General features: G+C 42.8%; 13 protein-coding genes and 1 tRNA gene. All 14 read right to left on the bottom strand.

The features are described 5' to 3' along the window. Window positions 1–273, bottom strand: a 273-nt coding sequence (locus tag B2R65_RS08885) for a GTP-binding protein (protein WP_286742025.1), incomplete at its 3' end; no start/stop codon positions are given. A gap of 27 nt (window positions 274–300) precedes the next feature. Further along, entirely contained in the window at window positions 301–771 is a 471-nt protein-coding gene (gene rpsG / locus B2R65_RS08890; protein ID WP_004588211.1) for a 30S ribosomal protein S7, read from the bottom strand. Between the two features lie 97 nt (window positions 772–868). Continuing rightward, a complete protein-coding gene (gene rpsL / locus B2R65_RS08895) occupies window positions 869–1,243 on the bottom strand; it encodes a 30S ribosomal protein S12 (protein WP_002958885.1) in 375 nt (124 codons plus the stop codon). Between the two features lie 193 nt (window positions 1,244–1,436). Then, on the bottom strand, window positions 1,437–5,609 hold the full coding sequence (gene rpoC, locus B2R65_RS08900; RefSeq protein ID WP_004588210.1) for a DNA-directed RNA polymerase subunit beta': 4,173 nt from the start codon (window positions 5,607–5,609) through the stop codon (window positions 1,437–1,439). 104 nt (window positions 5,610–5,713) lie between these two features. Next, window positions 5,714–9,739, bottom strand: a complete 4,026-nt coding sequence (rpoB, locus tag B2R65_RS08905) for a DNA-directed RNA polymerase subunit beta (protein WP_004588209.1) — start codon at window positions 9,737–9,739, stop codon at window positions 5,714–5,716. A gap of 272 nt (window positions 9,740–10,011) precedes the next feature. Then, window positions 10,012–10,374, bottom strand: a complete 363-nt coding sequence (gene rplL, locus B2R65_RS08910; RefSeq protein ID WP_089346432.1) for a 50S ribosomal protein L7/L12 — start codon at window positions 10,372–10,374, stop codon at window positions 10,012–10,014. 75 nt (window positions 10,375–10,449) lie between these two features. Further along, on the bottom strand, window positions 10,450–10,944 hold the full coding sequence (rplJ, locus tag B2R65_RS08915) for a 50S ribosomal protein L10 (RefSeq protein ID WP_024032046.1): 495 nt from the start codon (window positions 10,942–10,944) through the stop codon (window positions 10,450–10,452). Window positions 10,945–11,267: 323 nt separating this feature from the next. After that, on the bottom strand, window positions 11,268–11,972 hold the full coding sequence (gene rplA, locus B2R65_RS08920; protein WP_004588206.1) for a 50S ribosomal protein L1: 705 nt from the start codon (window positions 11,970–11,972) through the stop codon (window positions 11,268–11,270). 3 nt (window positions 11,973–11,975) lie between these two features. Beyond that, window positions 11,976–12,404 (bottom strand): 50S ribosomal protein L11, encoded by a 429-nt coding sequence (gene rplK / locus B2R65_RS08925; protein ID WP_004588205.1) that lies wholly within the window; start codon window positions 12,402–12,404, stop codon window positions 11,976–11,978. A gap of 213 nt (window positions 12,405–12,617) precedes the next feature. Next, window positions 12,618–13,175 (bottom strand): transcription termination/antitermination protein NusG, encoded by a 558-nt coding sequence (nusG, locus tag B2R65_RS08930; protein ID WP_024032045.1) that lies wholly within the window; start codon window positions 13,173–13,175, stop codon window positions 12,618–12,620. A gap of 4 nt (window positions 13,176–13,179) precedes the next feature. Continuing rightward, the gene (gene secE / locus B2R65_RS08935) at window positions 13,180–13,557 is read right to left on the bottom strand and encodes a preprotein translocase subunit SecE (protein WP_004588203.1); all 378 of its coding nucleotides are present in this window, start codon (window positions 13,555–13,557) and stop codon (window positions 13,180–13,182) included. A gap of 132 nt (window positions 13,558–13,689) precedes the next feature. Further along, window positions 13,690–13,766, bottom strand: a tRNA-Trp gene (locus tag B2R65_RS08940). A 106-nt stretch (window positions 13,767–13,872) separates the two neighbouring features. Next, window positions 13,873–14,721, bottom strand: a complete 849-nt coding sequence (locus B2R65_RS08945; protein WP_029774147.1) for an SPFH domain-containing protein — start codon at window positions 14,719–14,721, stop codon at window positions 13,873–13,875. A gap of 13 nt (window positions 14,722–14,734) precedes the next feature. Then, window positions 14,735–15,478, bottom strand: coding sequence for a deoxyribose-phosphate aldolase (deoC, locus tag B2R65_RS08950; protein WP_248462948.1), 744 nt, complete (start codon window positions 15,476–15,478; stop codon window positions 14,735–14,737). Between the last annotated feature and the right edge of the window lie 174 nt (window positions 15,479–15,652).

Consider the following 15,652-nt stretch of genomic DNA (forward strand, 5'->3'; position numbering starts at 1 on the left):
TCCTGGAGTATCAATAATATTGATACGATGGTCGTCAAATTGCGCGTCCATCCCTTTCCAGAAACACGTTGTTGCAGCAGAAGTGATTGTGATACCACGCTCTTGTTCCTGCTCCATCCAATCCATAGTTGCGGCGCCATCATGTACTTCACCGATCTTATGAGAAAGACCTGTGTAGAACAGAACACGTTCTGTTGTGGTGGTTTTGCCTGCATCTACGTGAGCTACTATGCCGATATTACGGTAGCGCTCAAGTGGAGTTGTACGTGCCATATGATCCTCTTAAAGGTTAAGGACAGATTACCAACGGTAATGTGCGAATGCTTTATTCGCTTCAGCCATACGGTGAACGTCTTCACGTTTCTTAACCGCAGTGCCTTTGTTGTCAGCAGCGTCAACGATTTCTTGAGCTAAACGTAAGCCCATAGATTTTTCGCCACGCTTACGTGCAGCGTCTACTAACCAACGCATACCTAATGCGTTGCGACGTACTGGACGTACTTCAACTGGAACTTGATAAGTTGAACCACCAACACGGCGAGATTTAACCTCTACCTGTGGACGGATGTTATCAAGTGCAGATTCAAAGATTTCTAGGTGCGACTTGCCTGATTTCTCAGCAGCCACGTCTAGCGCACCATAAACAATTTTTTCAGCAGTAGATTTCTTGCCGTCTAACATTACGATGTTAACGAATTTAGCAAGAAGTTCCGATCCGAACTTAGGATCTGGAAGAATTTTACGTTGACCTATTACGCGTCTTCTAGGCATTTTGTATCTCCGGTTTATTCAGGTTTGTCCTTTTGGAACAATCACCCAAAACAATAATTAATAATATTTAGTGCTTGGCCTTACTAACGGAAAACAATTAGCCTTTAGGGCGTTTTGCACCGTATTTAGAACGAGCTTGACGACGGTCGCTAACGCCTGCACAGTCAAGTGCACCACGTACAGTGTGAAAACGCACACCTGGTAAATCTTTAACACGACCACCACGGATTAGGATTACACTGTGCTCTTGAAGGTTATGACCTTCACCACCGATGTATGATGTTACTTCGAAACCGTTAGTTAAACGTACACGAGCTACTTTACGTAACGCTGAGTTTGGTTTCTTAGGTGTAGTTGTATATACGCGAGTACATACACCACGCTTTTGCGGACACGCTTTAAGCGCAGCTGAGTTACTTTTAGTAACCTTGCTACGACGTGGCTTACGCACTAGCTGGTTAATAGTTGCCATTTAAATAGCTCCTGAAATTAAAATTACTACTGAAAAAAATAAAAAAATCCGCCCTTTTTACAAGCTTGTAACATACATGCAAGTAAATGGGTGGCGGAATTTTAATGAGCAAAGTTTAACCTGTCAACCTAAACTCATCGTAAGACAGTAGATAACTGTCTTACGATTTATTAATCTGTTGATTAATAAGAGTTTATTGATTTCCAGATAAATCTGCGTTCAGAGCATCTGTTAGTGCTTGAGTTGCCTCTTCTGCACTTACTGTTTGCTCTTCAACAACTTCACCCTGCTTGCGGCGAGCCATACGGTCTTGGTGATACGCAAAGCCAGTACCGGCTGGGATCAGACGACCCACAATTACGTTTTCTTTCAGACCACGAAGCTCATCGCTCTTACCATTCACTGCGGCATCTGTAAGAACACGTGTTGTTTCTTGGAAAGACGCTGCCGAGATGAAAGATTCGGTTGCTAGTGATGCTTTCGTGATACCCATAAGTTGTATTTCAAACTTCGCTGGGATTTTACCTTGCTTTTCAAGGTCACGATTAGCGATATTAACGCGAGCTACTTCAATTTGCTCACCCGCTAAGAACTCAGTATCACCGCCGTCAAGGATGGTACATTTACGTAGCATCTGACGAATAATTGTTTCAATGTGCTTATCATTGATCTTAACGCCCTGCAAACGGTAAACCTCTTGCACTTCGTTAACAATGTAGTTAGCAACATGAGTCACACCACGTAGGCGTAAGATGTCATGTGGTGATTCAGGACCATCGGCGATAACTTCACCTTTAGACACTTGCTCACCTTCAAACACGTTAAGTTGACGCCACTTAGGAATCATCTCTTCGTAATGATCGCCTTCAGCTGGTGTAATAACTAAACGTTTCTTACCTTTAGTTTCTTTACCGAAGCTAATAGTACCTGTGATTTCAGCTAAGATAGCTGGATCTTTTGGCTTACGTGCTTCAAATAAGTCGGCTACGCGTGGTAGACCACCCGTGATATCACGAGTTTTCGAACCTTCTTGCGGAATACGTGCAAGTACGTCACCTGGGTTTGCTGTAACGCCATCTGTCACTTCAATCGTAGTGAATGAAGGTAGACGTGTTTCTTGCAAGCCGCGCTCTTCACTTTCGATGATAAGCTTAGGCTCTTTCGCATTTACTTTAGCAAGATCTTTAACAACTACACGGGTTAAGCCGGTTAGTTCATCAGTTTGTGCTTCAGTATTTGAGTCATCAATATCGCTGAACGAGATTTTTGACTTATGCTCAAGAACGATTGGGTGACTATGCGGGTCCCAAGTAGCAACGATGTCGTTACCTTGAACTTCTGCATTGTCTTGTACTGTTAGTACCGCACCGTAAGGTACTTTATAACGCTCTTTTTCACGACCGAAGCTATCAATGATAGTGATTTCAGTTGAACGTGAAGTAATTACAATCTTACCGTCGGTATTAAGTACATACTTAGCGTTATGTAGTTTTAACGTACCGTCAGTTTTAACTTGTACATTGTTTTCAGCTGATGCTCTTGATGCCGCACCACCGATGTGGAATGTACGCATCGTAAGCTGTGTACCCGGCTCACCGATTGATTGTGCCGCGATAACACCTACTGATTCACCCGCGTTGATGATATGACCACGTGCAAGGTCACGACCATAACACTTAGCACATACACCAAAGTCGTTATCACACGTGATAACAGAACGTACGCGAACTTCATCTACTGAGTGCTCTTCTAAAAGGTCACACAGTTTTTCATCAAGCATGATATTACGTTCTACTAATACAGTATCTGTATTAGGGATAACCACAGGCTCAGCTACAACACGACCTAGTACACGTTCGCGAAGTGCTTCTACAACGTCACCACCTTCAATAAGCGGTTTCATTGTTAAGCCATCTTCTGTGCCACAGTCGTCTTCATTGATTACCAAATCTTGTGCAACGTCTACTAGACGACGCGTTAGGTAACCTGAGTTAGCTGTTTTAAGTGCTGTATCGGCAAGACCTTTACGCGCACCGTGCGTTGAGATGAAGTACTGTAGTACGTTTAGACCTTCACGGAAGTTAGCCGTGATTGGCGTCTCGATGATTGAACCATCTGGACGTGCCATTAGACCACGCATACCTGCTAGCTGACGGATCTGAGCGGCACTACCACGAGCACCTGAGTCGGCCATCATAAACACTGAGTTAAATGACGGTTGCTCTTCTTCTTCACCTTTCGCATTGATAACCGTGTCTTTAGACAAGTTGGCCATCATTTCACGTGATAAGTTTTCATTTACACGTGACCAGATATCGATAACTTTATTGTACTTTTCACCAGCCGTTACAAGACCTGATTGGAATTGTTGGTTGATTTCAGTTACTTCAGCTTCAGCTGATTCAATGATTGATGCTTTAACTGGTGGGATAACTAAGTCATCGATACCAATTGAAACACCTGACTTCATTGCGTAGTGGAAACCGGTGTACATAACTTGGTCAGCAAACACAACAGTGTCTTTAAGACCTAGACGACGGTAACACTCGTTTAATAAGCCAGAAATCTGCTTTTTACCTAATGCTTGGTTGATTGACTCAAACGGCATGCCTTTAGGTAAAATTAGAGACAGAATTGCACGACCAACAGTAGTGTCGATAAGCGTTACAGTGTCTTCAACAACACCTGCTTCGTTAGTAATTGACTGACTAATACGCACTTTAACGCGCGCGTGAAGTTCTGCGTTACCACTACGGTATGCTTTTTCTGCTTCTTTAGGATCTTTAAATACAATGCCTTCGCCTTTCGCATTAATGCGATCGCGCGTCATGTAGTAAAGACCTAATACAACATCCTGTGAAGGAACGATGATTGGCTCACCATTCGCTGGAGATAGAATGTTGTTAGTAGACATCATTAGTGCACGAGCTTCTAACTGAGCTTCAAGCGTTAACGGTACGTGTACCGCCATTTGGTCACCATCGAAGTCGGCGTTGTAAGCCGCACATACTAATGGGTGTAAATGGATTGCTTTACCTTCAATTAGTACAGGTTCGAACGCTTGGATACCTAAACGGTGAAGTGTAGGTGCACGGTTAAGTAATACTGGATGTTCACGAATTACTTCGTCTAGTACATCCCATACTTCCGCTACTTCGCGCTCTACCATTTTCTTAGCAGCTTTGATTGTCGTAGCCATGCCGCGACGCTCTAATTTGCCATAGATGAATGGTTTGAATAGCTCAAGTGCCATCTTCTTAGGAAGACCACATTGGTGAAGCTTAAGTGTAGGACCAACCGTGATTACAGAACGGCCAGAGTAATCTACACGCTTACCAAGTAAGTTCTGACGGAAACGACCTTGCTTACCCTTGATCATATCAGCAAGAGATTTAAGCGGACGCTTGTTAGAACCTGTAATTGCACGACCACGACGACCGTTATCAAGTAGCGCATCTACCGCTTCTTGTAACATACGTTTTTCGTTGCGTACGATAATATCTGGTGCAGCTAAATCTAATAGACGCTTAAGACGGTTATTACGGTTAATAACACGACGGTAAAGGTCGTTTAGATCAGATGTCGCAAAACGACCACCGTCTAGTGGTACTAATGGACGTAAGTCAGGTGGCAATACTGGAAGTACTGTCATGATCATCCACTCAGGGTTATTACCTGATTGGTGGAACGATTCCATTAACTTAAGACGCTTAGTGATCTTTTTACGCTTCGTTTCAGAGTTAATTGTTGGTAACTCTTCACGCATTTCTGCAATTAATTGGCCAAGATCAAGTTCACGAAGCAAGTCTAATACTGCTTCTGCACCCATCTTAGCTTCAAACTCATCACCGTGCTCTTCAAGTGCATCTAGGTATTCTTCTTCACCTAATAGTTGACCACGCTCAAGCGTTGTCATACCAGGCTCAGTTACTACGAATGATTCGAAGTAAAGAACACGTTCAATATCACGAAGTGTCATATCAAGCATTAAGCCAATACGAGACGGTAATGATTTTAAAAACCATATATGTGCTACTGGGCTCGCAAGGTCGATATGACCCATACGATCACGACGCACTTTTGTAAGTGTAACTTCAACGCCACACTTCTCACAGATCACACCACGGTGTTTAAGGCGTTTATATTTACCACATAAACACTCATAATCTTTCACTGGGCCGAAAATACGGGCACAGAATAAGCCATCGCGCTCAGGCTTGAAAGTACGGTAGTTAATAGTCTCAGGTTTCTTTACTTCACCGTATGACCATGAACGAACCATGTCTGGTGAAGCAAGACCAATGCGAATTGCATCGAATTCTTCGGTCTTATTTTGTTGCTTCAGAAACTTAAGTAAGTCTTTCACCTTAGCTCTCCTGTCGGAGTTAATCTTGAGGGCGGATAATCTCGCCCCTACATTCTATTCAGCCGTAACAGATGCTGCAGGGTTAACTGCAGCATCTAATTGGCTTAATTTTCTTCCAACTCGATGTTGATACCCAGTGAGCGGATTTCTTTCAACAATACGTTGAACGATTCTGGCATACCTGGTTCCATTTTATGGTTACCATCAACGATGTTTTTATACATTTTAGTACGACCGTTCACGTCATCCGATTTCACTGTTAGCATTTCTTGTAGAGTGTAAGCAGCACCGTAAGCTTCAAGTGCCCATACTTCCATCTCACCAAAACGCTGGCCACCGAACTGTGCTTTACCACCCAGCGGCTGCTGAGTAACAAGGCTGTAAGAACCAGTAGAACGTGCGTGCATCTTATCGTCAACCAAGTGGTTAAGTTTAAGCATGTACATGTAACCAACAGTTACTTGACGTTCAAACTGATCGCCAGTACGGCCATCATAGAGTGTAACCTGACCACTTCTTGGGTATCCACCAAGCTCTAGCATGTCTTTGATTTCGTCTTCTTTAGCGCCATCAAATGCAGGAGTAGCGATTGGTAAACCACCTTTTAAGTTATCAGCTAAACGACGAATTTCATCATCAGAGAAGCTTGCAATATCTACTTCTTGACGAGATTCACCGATTTCATAAGCTTGCTTGATGAATTCACGTAGCTCATGTAGCTCACGTTGTTCCTTCATCATTTCCTCTAAGCGCTCACCAATACCACGTGCAGCTAGACCCATATGTGTTTCAAGGATCTGACCGATGTTCATTCGTGATGGTACACCTAGTGGATTTAGTACGATATCTACCGTACGACCTTTATCATCGTATGGCATATCTTCTACTGGTACGATAGTCGAGATAACACCTTTGTTACCGTGACGACCCGCCATTTTATCACCCGGTTGGATACGACGTTTAACAGCTAGGTATACTTTAACAATCTTAAGTACGCCTGGTGCTAAGTCATCACCTTGAGTAATTTTACGACGTTTGTTTTCAAACTTCTTATCGTATTCAGCTTTAAGCTCATCGTACTGTGCAGCTAGTTGCTCAAGTTCAGCTTGCTTGTCTTCTTGTGCAAGGCTTTGAGTAAGTAGCTTTTCAGCATTTAGTGACGCTAAGTTGTCTTCATCGAAGCCTGCTGCAGCAAGTAGCTTGCGAGCACGGTCTAATACACCAGCTTCTAGAATACGGAACTCTTCGTTGAAGTCTTTCTTCGCTTCGCGAAGCTGCATGTCTTCAACTTCTAACGCACGCTTATCTTTTTCAACACCATCACGGGTGAAAACTTGTACGTCAATTACAGTACCAGTTACAGAGTTTGGTACACGTAAAGAGCTGTCTTTAACGTCAGACGCTTTTTCGCCGAAGATAGCACGCAGTAGCTTCTCTTCAGGTGTTAATTGCGTCTCGCCTTTCGGAGTCACTTTACCTACTAGGATATCGCCGCCTTTAACTTCAGCACCAATATAAACAACGCCTGATTCATCAAGCTTGCCTAGCGCAGACTCACCCACATTCGGGATATCTGCAGTGATCTCTTCAGGACCTAATTTAGTATCACGGGCAACACACTGTAGTTCTTGAATGTGGATAGTCGTTAGACGATCTTCTTCAACTACGCGCTCTGATAGTAAGATTGAATCCTCGAAGTTATAACCGTTCCATGGCATGAATGCCACGCGAAGGTTTTGACCAAGGGCTAAGTCACCTAAGTCAGTCGAAGGACCATCTGCTAACACGTCACCACGAGTAACCGGTTCGCCAACCATGCACGTTGGTTTTTGGTTAATACATGTATTTTGGTTAGAACGTGTGTATTTAGTAAGGTTGTAAATGTCGATGCCCGCTTCACCAGGAATACGCTCATCGTCATGTACGTTTACAACGATGCGGCTAGCATCGGCGTACATAACTTCACCACCACGTTTAGCAACAATCGTTACACCAGAATCTTTCGCTAGTGTTAACTCAATACCTGTACCTACTAACGGCTTATCCGCTTTCAATGTTGGTACTGCTTGACGTTGCATGTTTGAACCCATCAATGCACGGTTAGCATCATCGTGTTCTAGGAACGGGATAAGTGCTGCCGCTACAGAGATCACCTGTTGTGGTGATACATCCATATATTGCTGGTCCATGCGACCCATAAAGGTAGATTCACCTTTGTGACGACACGGAATAAGTTCATCAACAAACTCATTGGTTTCAGTTAAGTTTGAGTTCGCCTGTGCGATAACAAACTGACCTTCTTCAATGGCTGATAAATAATCAACTTCATCAGTTACTACACCATCTACCACTTTACGGTAAGGTGTCTCTAAGAAACCGTAATCATTTGTACGTGCGTACGTAGATAACGAGTTAATTAGACCGATGTTTGGACCCTCAGGAGTCTCGATTGGACATACGCGACCATAGTGAGTTACGTGAACGTCACGTACTTCAAAGCCAGCGCGCTCACGCGTTAGACCGCCCGGACCTAATGCAGAAATACGACGCTTATGCGTTACTTCTGATAGCGGGTTATTTTGGTCCATAAACTGTGATAACTGAGACGAACCGAAGAACTCTTTAACCGCTGCCGAAATAGGCTTAGCGTTAATAAGATCTTGTGGCATTATCGCGTCAAGGTCACCTAAGCTTAAACGCTCACGTACAGCACGTTCTACACGTACTAGACCAACACGGAATTGGTTCTCAGCCATTTCGCCAACACTACGTATACGACGGTTGCCTAAGTGGTCAATATCATCAACATCGCCTTGACCGTTACGAATAGCAATTAATACTTTCATAACAGACACGATGTCTTCTTTGCTTAATGTGCCAGGGCCTGTGTCTGTATCGTAACCAACACGGCTATTGAACTTCATACGACCTACAGTAGATAAGTCATAACGTTCTTCAGAGAAGAATAAGTTCTCGAATAAGGCTTCAGCCGCGTCTTTCGTCGGTGGCTCGCCTGGGCGCATCATGCGGTAAATTTCTACTAATGCTTCTAAACGGTTGCTAGACGAGTCAATATTTAATGTATTTGACATGTAAGCGCCGCTGTCCACCTCATTGATGTATAACGTCTCAATTTTAGTGTGACCTGCTTTAACCAATTCAGCCATCAACTCTAGTGATAGCTCGTCATTAGCGTTTGCAATAACTTCACCTGTTGACTCATCAACATAGTTTTTAGCTACAATACGGCCAATGATGTACTCATGTGGTACTTCTAATTGATTAATGCCTTTTTTCTCGATGCTCTTGATGTGGCGAGCCGTAATACGACGACCGCTTTCAACAAGTACTTCACCGTCTTCGCCTTTGATATCAAAAGCGGCAGTTTCACCACGTAAACGTGAAGGCACAAGTTCCATAAGAACTTTACCGTCAGTTACTTCAAACGCGGTAGTATCGAAGAACATATCTAAGATTTCTTCGCTAGAGTACTCAAGTGCACGTAAAATAATAGACGCCGGTAATTTACGACGACGGTCTATACGTACATATAAGTTATCTTTTGCATCAAATTCGAAGTCTAACCATGAACCACGGTAAGGTATAACGCGTGCGTTATATAATACTTTACCCGATGAATGGGTTTTACCGCGGTCGTTATCAAAGAATACACCAGGGCTACGGTGTAGCTGAGAAACGATAACACGCTCTGTACCATTGATTACAAAAGTACCGGTATCAGTCATGAGCGGAATTTCGCCCATGTAAACTTCTTGCTCTTTAATGTCTTTAACTGTGCCTGGAGCTTCTTTGTCCATAACTACAAGACGCAGTTTCACGCGAAGTGGAGCAGAATAAGTCACACCGCGAATTTGACATTCTTTTACATCGAATACTGGCTCACCAATACGATAACTTACGTATTGAAGCTCAGAATTTCCCGAGTAGCTTTTAATAGGGAACACAGAACGGAAGGCTGCTTCCAAACCATGATCGCCATCAGCGTCTGGGACTAAGAATTTTTTAAACGATTCTAACTGTGTCGACAGTAAGAAAGGTATATCCAAAACTTGTGGACGTTTACCAAAATCCTTACGGATACGTTTCTTTTCAGAATAAGAGTAAGCCATGGGGTTCCTCAGCTTGCTGATCTTTGACCCGACCTGTTCTTGTAAGAACAGACTTAACTGGCATCTATGCCAAGATTTACAACATTTAATTGTTGTTCTAATTAACTCCGGCTTAGCAACACTAGCAAACTATAAAGCGTTGAAAGTAAAGAGAAAATCAGATTTTATTTGAGCTACAGGAATACATAACTCTATAGCGCAAAAAGGCCGGTGATTAAATAATCACCAGCCCTTGCCTGATTACTCAGGCAGCGAACTTAGCGTAAGCTAAATTACTTAACCTCAACTTCAGCACCAGCTTCAGTAAGATCTTTTGCAAGTGCTTCAGCTTCTTCTTTAGATACACCTTCTTTGATAGGTGCAGGAGCAGCTTCAACAAGAGCTTTCGCTTCTTTAAGGCCTAGGCCTGTTGCGCTACGTACAGCTTTGATTGCCGCAACCTTGTTAGCGCCAGCGCCAGTAAGGATTACGTCAAATTCAGTTTTCTCTTCAGCAGCTTCAGCAGCAGGACCTGCTACCATAGCAGCTGCAGCAGTTACGCCGAATTTTTCTTCCATTGCTTCAACAAGAGCAACAACGTCCATTACTGACATTTCAGCAATTGCGTCAAGGATTTGGTCTTTAGTTACAGACATTACAAATTTCCTAATAATTAACGGACTCTAGGTCCAAATAAATTTACACCGAAAGGGAGGTTAAACAGCTTAAAATTAAGCAGCTTGCTCTTCTTTCTGTACACGTACTGCTTCAATTGTTTTACACAATTTGCCAGCAGACGCTTCTTTCATAGCGCTCATTAAGCGTGCAACAGCTTCATCGTATGTAGGTAATGTAGCAAGCATTGCTGCATCTACAACATTTCCTTCAAAAGCGGCCGTTTTAACTTCGAATTTCTCATTCTTTTTCGCGAAATCTGCGAAGATACGCGCAGCAGCACCAGGGTGCTCTGATGAGAAAGCGATTAAGCTTGGACCAACTAACGAATCAGATAGACATTCAAATTCAGTACCTTCAACAGCACGTTTTGCTAGAGTGTTACGAACAACTTTCATCCATACACCAGCTTCACGAGCTTCTTTACGAAGGGCTGTAATTGCGCCTACTGCTACACCACGAGAATCTGCAACAACTGCAGAAAGAGCACCATTGGCTGCTTCGTTGACTTCAGCAACAATTGCTTTTTTGCCTTGAAGATTTAAAGCCATGGGTGTTACTCCTGGTTTAATGGGTCACCGACACTCGGCTTCCCTGTTTTACTCTTCCCTATCAACAAACTTGATAGAGATGCTTTTTACGGCGAGAGCCAGAAGAGATTAGGAAAAATCTATCTGGGGATTCACACCGTCTACGTAGGTAATATTAAGGCCGAAGCCGCCTACGGTCTTGGACGGAAGCCCAATTTATCGCATCACTCAAGAGCTTAGCGAAATTATGGACTTCAACCCGAATTCTTTACTTGTTAAATAATAAATTATTCAACAAAATGGCGCAAAATTATAGTACAAATTTCACGCCATGTAAACACCTATTAAGCTACAGAAGTGCTTAAAGTGTTTTGGTCAACAGCAACACCTGCGCCCATTGTTGTAGAGATGGTTACTTTCTTAACGTAAACACCTTTAGCTTGAGAAGGTTTAGCCTTCTTAAGCGCAACGATTAGAGCTTCAAGGTTTTGTTGAAGTTGCTCAGCAGTGAAATCAACCTTACCGATAGTAGTATGGATGATACCATTTTTGTCATTACGGTAACGTACTTGACCTGCTTTCGCATTTTTAACTGCTTCTGCAACGTTAGGCGTTACAGTACCAGTTTTAGGGTTAGGCATAAGACCACGTGGACCTAAGATTTGACCTAGTTGACCAACAACACGCATAGCGTCTGGTGATGCAACAACAACGTCAAAATCCATCTCGCCTTTCTTAACTAGTTCAGCAAGATCTTCCATGCCTACTAATTCAGCACCGGCTTCTTTTGCAGCTTCTGCATTAGCGCCTTGAGTGAATACAGCAACACGAACATCACGGCCAGTACCGTTAGGTAGTACAGTTGCACCACGAACGTTCTGGTCAGATTTACGAGCGTCAATACCAAGGTTAACAGCAACGTCAACACTTTCTACGAATTTAGCTGTCGCTAACTCTTTTAAAAGAGCAACTGCTTCATTGATTTCGTAATCTTTAGTTACTTCCACTTTTTCGCGGATAGTACGCATACGTTTAGTTAATTTAGCCATTTCTTAGTCCTCTACGTTCAAGCCCATCGCACGCGCAGAACCTGCGATAGTGCGAACCGCAGCGTCCATATCAGCCGCTGTAAGGTCAGCTCGTTTTGTCTCAACGATCTCTTCAAGTTGAGCACGAGTTACTGTGCCTACTTTTTCAGTGTTAGGACGGCCTGAGCCTGATTTGATACCAGCAGCTTTCTTAAGTAAGTAAGCAGCAGGTGGCGTTTTCATATCGAACGTAAATGAACGGTCACCGTAAACAGAGATCACTACAGGAACTGGAGCGCCTTTTTCGATAGACTCTGTACGCGCGTTAAACGCTTTACAGAATTCCATGATGTTTACACCGTGTTGACCTAGTGCAGGACCTACTGGAGGACTAGGATTAGCCATACCAGCGGCAACTTGTAGCTTGATTAAAGCTTCAACTTTTTTAGCCATTATAAATACCTCATTTGGTGGGTCTTAGCCTTGTGCGCGCGAGGACGCGTACTCTAACGGCTTCCCAGTTTAAAAATTGGTTTCGTACTTTTTGCGAGCAAAAATAAATTTTTGCCTTAATACAAAAAGGCCGCTGATTATAAGTTAATCAGCGGCCTTTTTCAAGCTTCGTGCCAAAATTTAAGTAAATAATGGCGAAGCTTTTTTAATCAATTACTTATCTTGTTCAACTTGACCAAATTCAAGTTCAACCGGTGTAGAACGACCAAAAATAAGTACCGACACTTTCACGCGGCTCTTTTCGTAGTCAACTTCTTCAACAACACCGCTAAAGTCAGCAAATGGACCATCAGTAACACGCACAACTTCACCTGGCTCAAATAATGTAGCTGGTTTAGGTGCTTCAGCGTTTTCTTGAAGACGGTTAAGAATGCGCTCTGCTTCTTTAGAACTAATAGGCGCTGGGCGGTCAGAAGTACCACCAATAAAGCCCATTACACGTTCAGTGCTGTTCACTAAGTGCCAGCTTGCATCGTTCATGTCCATTTGTACTAGTACGTAACCTGGGAAGAATTTACGCTCAGATTTACGCTTTTGACCAGCGCGCATCTCAACAACTTCTTCTGTTGGTACTAATATTTCACCAAAGCTCTCTTCAAGACCTTCAATTTTAATGTGCTCTGATAACGTTTGCGCTACACGCTTTTCGTAACCAGAGAATGCTTGTACAACGTACCAGCGTAATTTAATTTCTTTGTTCTCATCCGACATGGGATCAGATCTCCAATCCAGTTAAAAAGCCTACAGCGCGGAATAAAATGCCATCTAATCCCCAAAGGATAAGCGCCATAATCACTGTTGCAACCATTACGATTAATGTCGTGTGGGTAGTTTCTTGACGCGTTGGCCAAACAACTTTACGTACTTCAATGCGTGCTTCTTTAGCAAATGCTAAAAAGTCACGGCCTTTAGCGGTTTGCGAGGCAATACCTAAACCTGCTGCTATAGCAACCACAACGCCAATTGCACGTAGTAATACAGACTGATCTGCAAACATGTGATTACCAACAACTGCGCCTGCAAGTAGCGCGATTGCTACTAACCACTTTACCGACTCCATCGCACTTGATGGTGTTTCTACATTCGTGCTCATAATATTATTACCTTAACTACAGACACAACAACCCTACACAACGGCAGGGTTAATCCATTAAAATCTAAACTTAAAAACAGACTTATTTAAACCGATTTTTAACCCCAGACTTACTCAACTTATGAGTAAAAATGGCAGGGGCGGAGAGATTCGAACTCCCAACCGTCGGTTTTGGAGACCGCTGTTCTACCAATTGGAACTACGCCCCTGCAAAGTGGATGCCTATTATACTTACGCAAATCATTAACACAAGCCTAAAAGATACCCACATTGCAAAATCTCGATAAACTATTAAGTCCTTAATAATAAAAAGGCTTAATTAGCCCCTTTTACTAGCGGCACGCCATTATTACCAACTGGAATATAAACCGTTGTATGGTTTGGCGACTCAGCCATTTTTGCCTGCGCGTTTATAGCTTCATGTTGTAAATAATTTGCAGTAAGCGTTGCGTTAATTATTTTTTGGGCTTGGGCAATACCTTTTGCTTCTTCCACTCTTATTTCAGCATCTTTGCGTGCTATTTCTTTTTGTGTTTCTTTCTCTGCTAGTAACTGCTGCGCGGCAAGCTTTTTCTCTACAGCATTTGCGACAATGGCTGGGTAATTAATATCTCCCACTACTACATTTGCTAATTTAAAGGGCGTTGATGATAAATAAGTTTGTAAACGCAAACTAACTTCTTGCGCTATTTGTTCGCGGTTTGTTTTCAGCTCACCACTGTCGTACTTTTGCACAATGTCACGCACATAGGTTCTAAACGTTTCACGCACAAAGCGTTTATACCAGTTCTCAGCGCCATACTCTTCTACAACTGTTTTTACCGAGCCACTTTGAATCCCTATTACTGCATGAAAATCAAATTTTATATTTAAATCATCATTAGCAAGAATTCTGAATGTTTCAGTATACGTATTAGGTCGCATATCAATATTTACCACTTCATTACGAAGTAAAGAAACACCATAGTTAGCAGGTCCTTTCATGGTGCCTTGATAGCCCCCTTCGCCAAATATTCTTGGTTTTTCGTACACATACCCTTCTTCACCTGCAGGCGTGCTTGGGTTAGTACATGCAGTTAAGCCAAACCCTACAACACCGGCCAAAATGGCACCTTTAACAAGGTTATTGACCAGGTTTTGCATCCCTGAATTTCTTGGTTTCATTATATGTCCTTGGTTATTTTTCTAATACTTTATATACATCACTTAGTAAGCTTGATGCGCCAAACCTAAATGTAGCGGCTTGTAAGTAGTCATCGCCCATAATTGAGCGTGTCAGTGCTAAATACTCCTTTGCATCAATAACAGTTTTAACTCCGCCTGCGGCTTTAAAACCAACAACCTTACCCGATTGTTTAATAGCGCTGAGCATCACGTTTGTTGCGTCAAGCGTTGCATTTATTGCCACTTTACCTGTGCTGGTTTTTACAAAATCAGCCCCGCCTTGAATAGCCAAGTTTGTCGCTTTAGTGATTAGCTCTGCAGTTTTAAGTTCGCCACTTTCTATAATTACTTTTAATTGCGCTCTTGTACCACAGGCTTTTTTACTTTGAGTTACATACTCCAGCACTTTGCTGTGCTCGCCAGCAATAAGTGCTTTATACGGGATCACTAAATCTATTTCATCCGCGCCGCGCTCAATTGCTATCAGTGTTTCGTTTATCACATCGCTCAGTGGCGCATCACCACTAGGAAAATTTGTAACCGTTGCTACTTTTACATGGTTAAGCTCACGCGCAGCCAGCGCTATTTTTGCATCATCTACAAAATCACTGTAAACGCATACTGCAGCAGGCGTGCCCAATTTAGGGTTAATACTATTTACAAGCTGCTGAATATCACTGGCCGTGTCTGAGGTGTTTAGGCTTGTTAAATCCATAAGCGACACAGCTAAGTGTGCATCGTTGTGTTGTTCAGTCATACGTAATCCCTTTAAGTAGGCGATAAATTAGGTTTAGCGCCATAGTAACAAATTAACGTAATCTCGCTATAGCTCATAACCAAACACTATAAGCACATTATTTTGCGTGTAATGCGCGTTAATCCCCTATAGATTAAGGCTTAAACCTAAAACAACCACCCATTATAACTTTTG

This window comes from Pseudoalteromonas sp. UBA2102, assembly GCF_002331165.1.
GTDB lineage: Bacteria > Pseudomonadota > Gammaproteobacteria > Enterobacterales > Alteromonadaceae > Pseudoalteromonas > Pseudoalteromonas atlantica.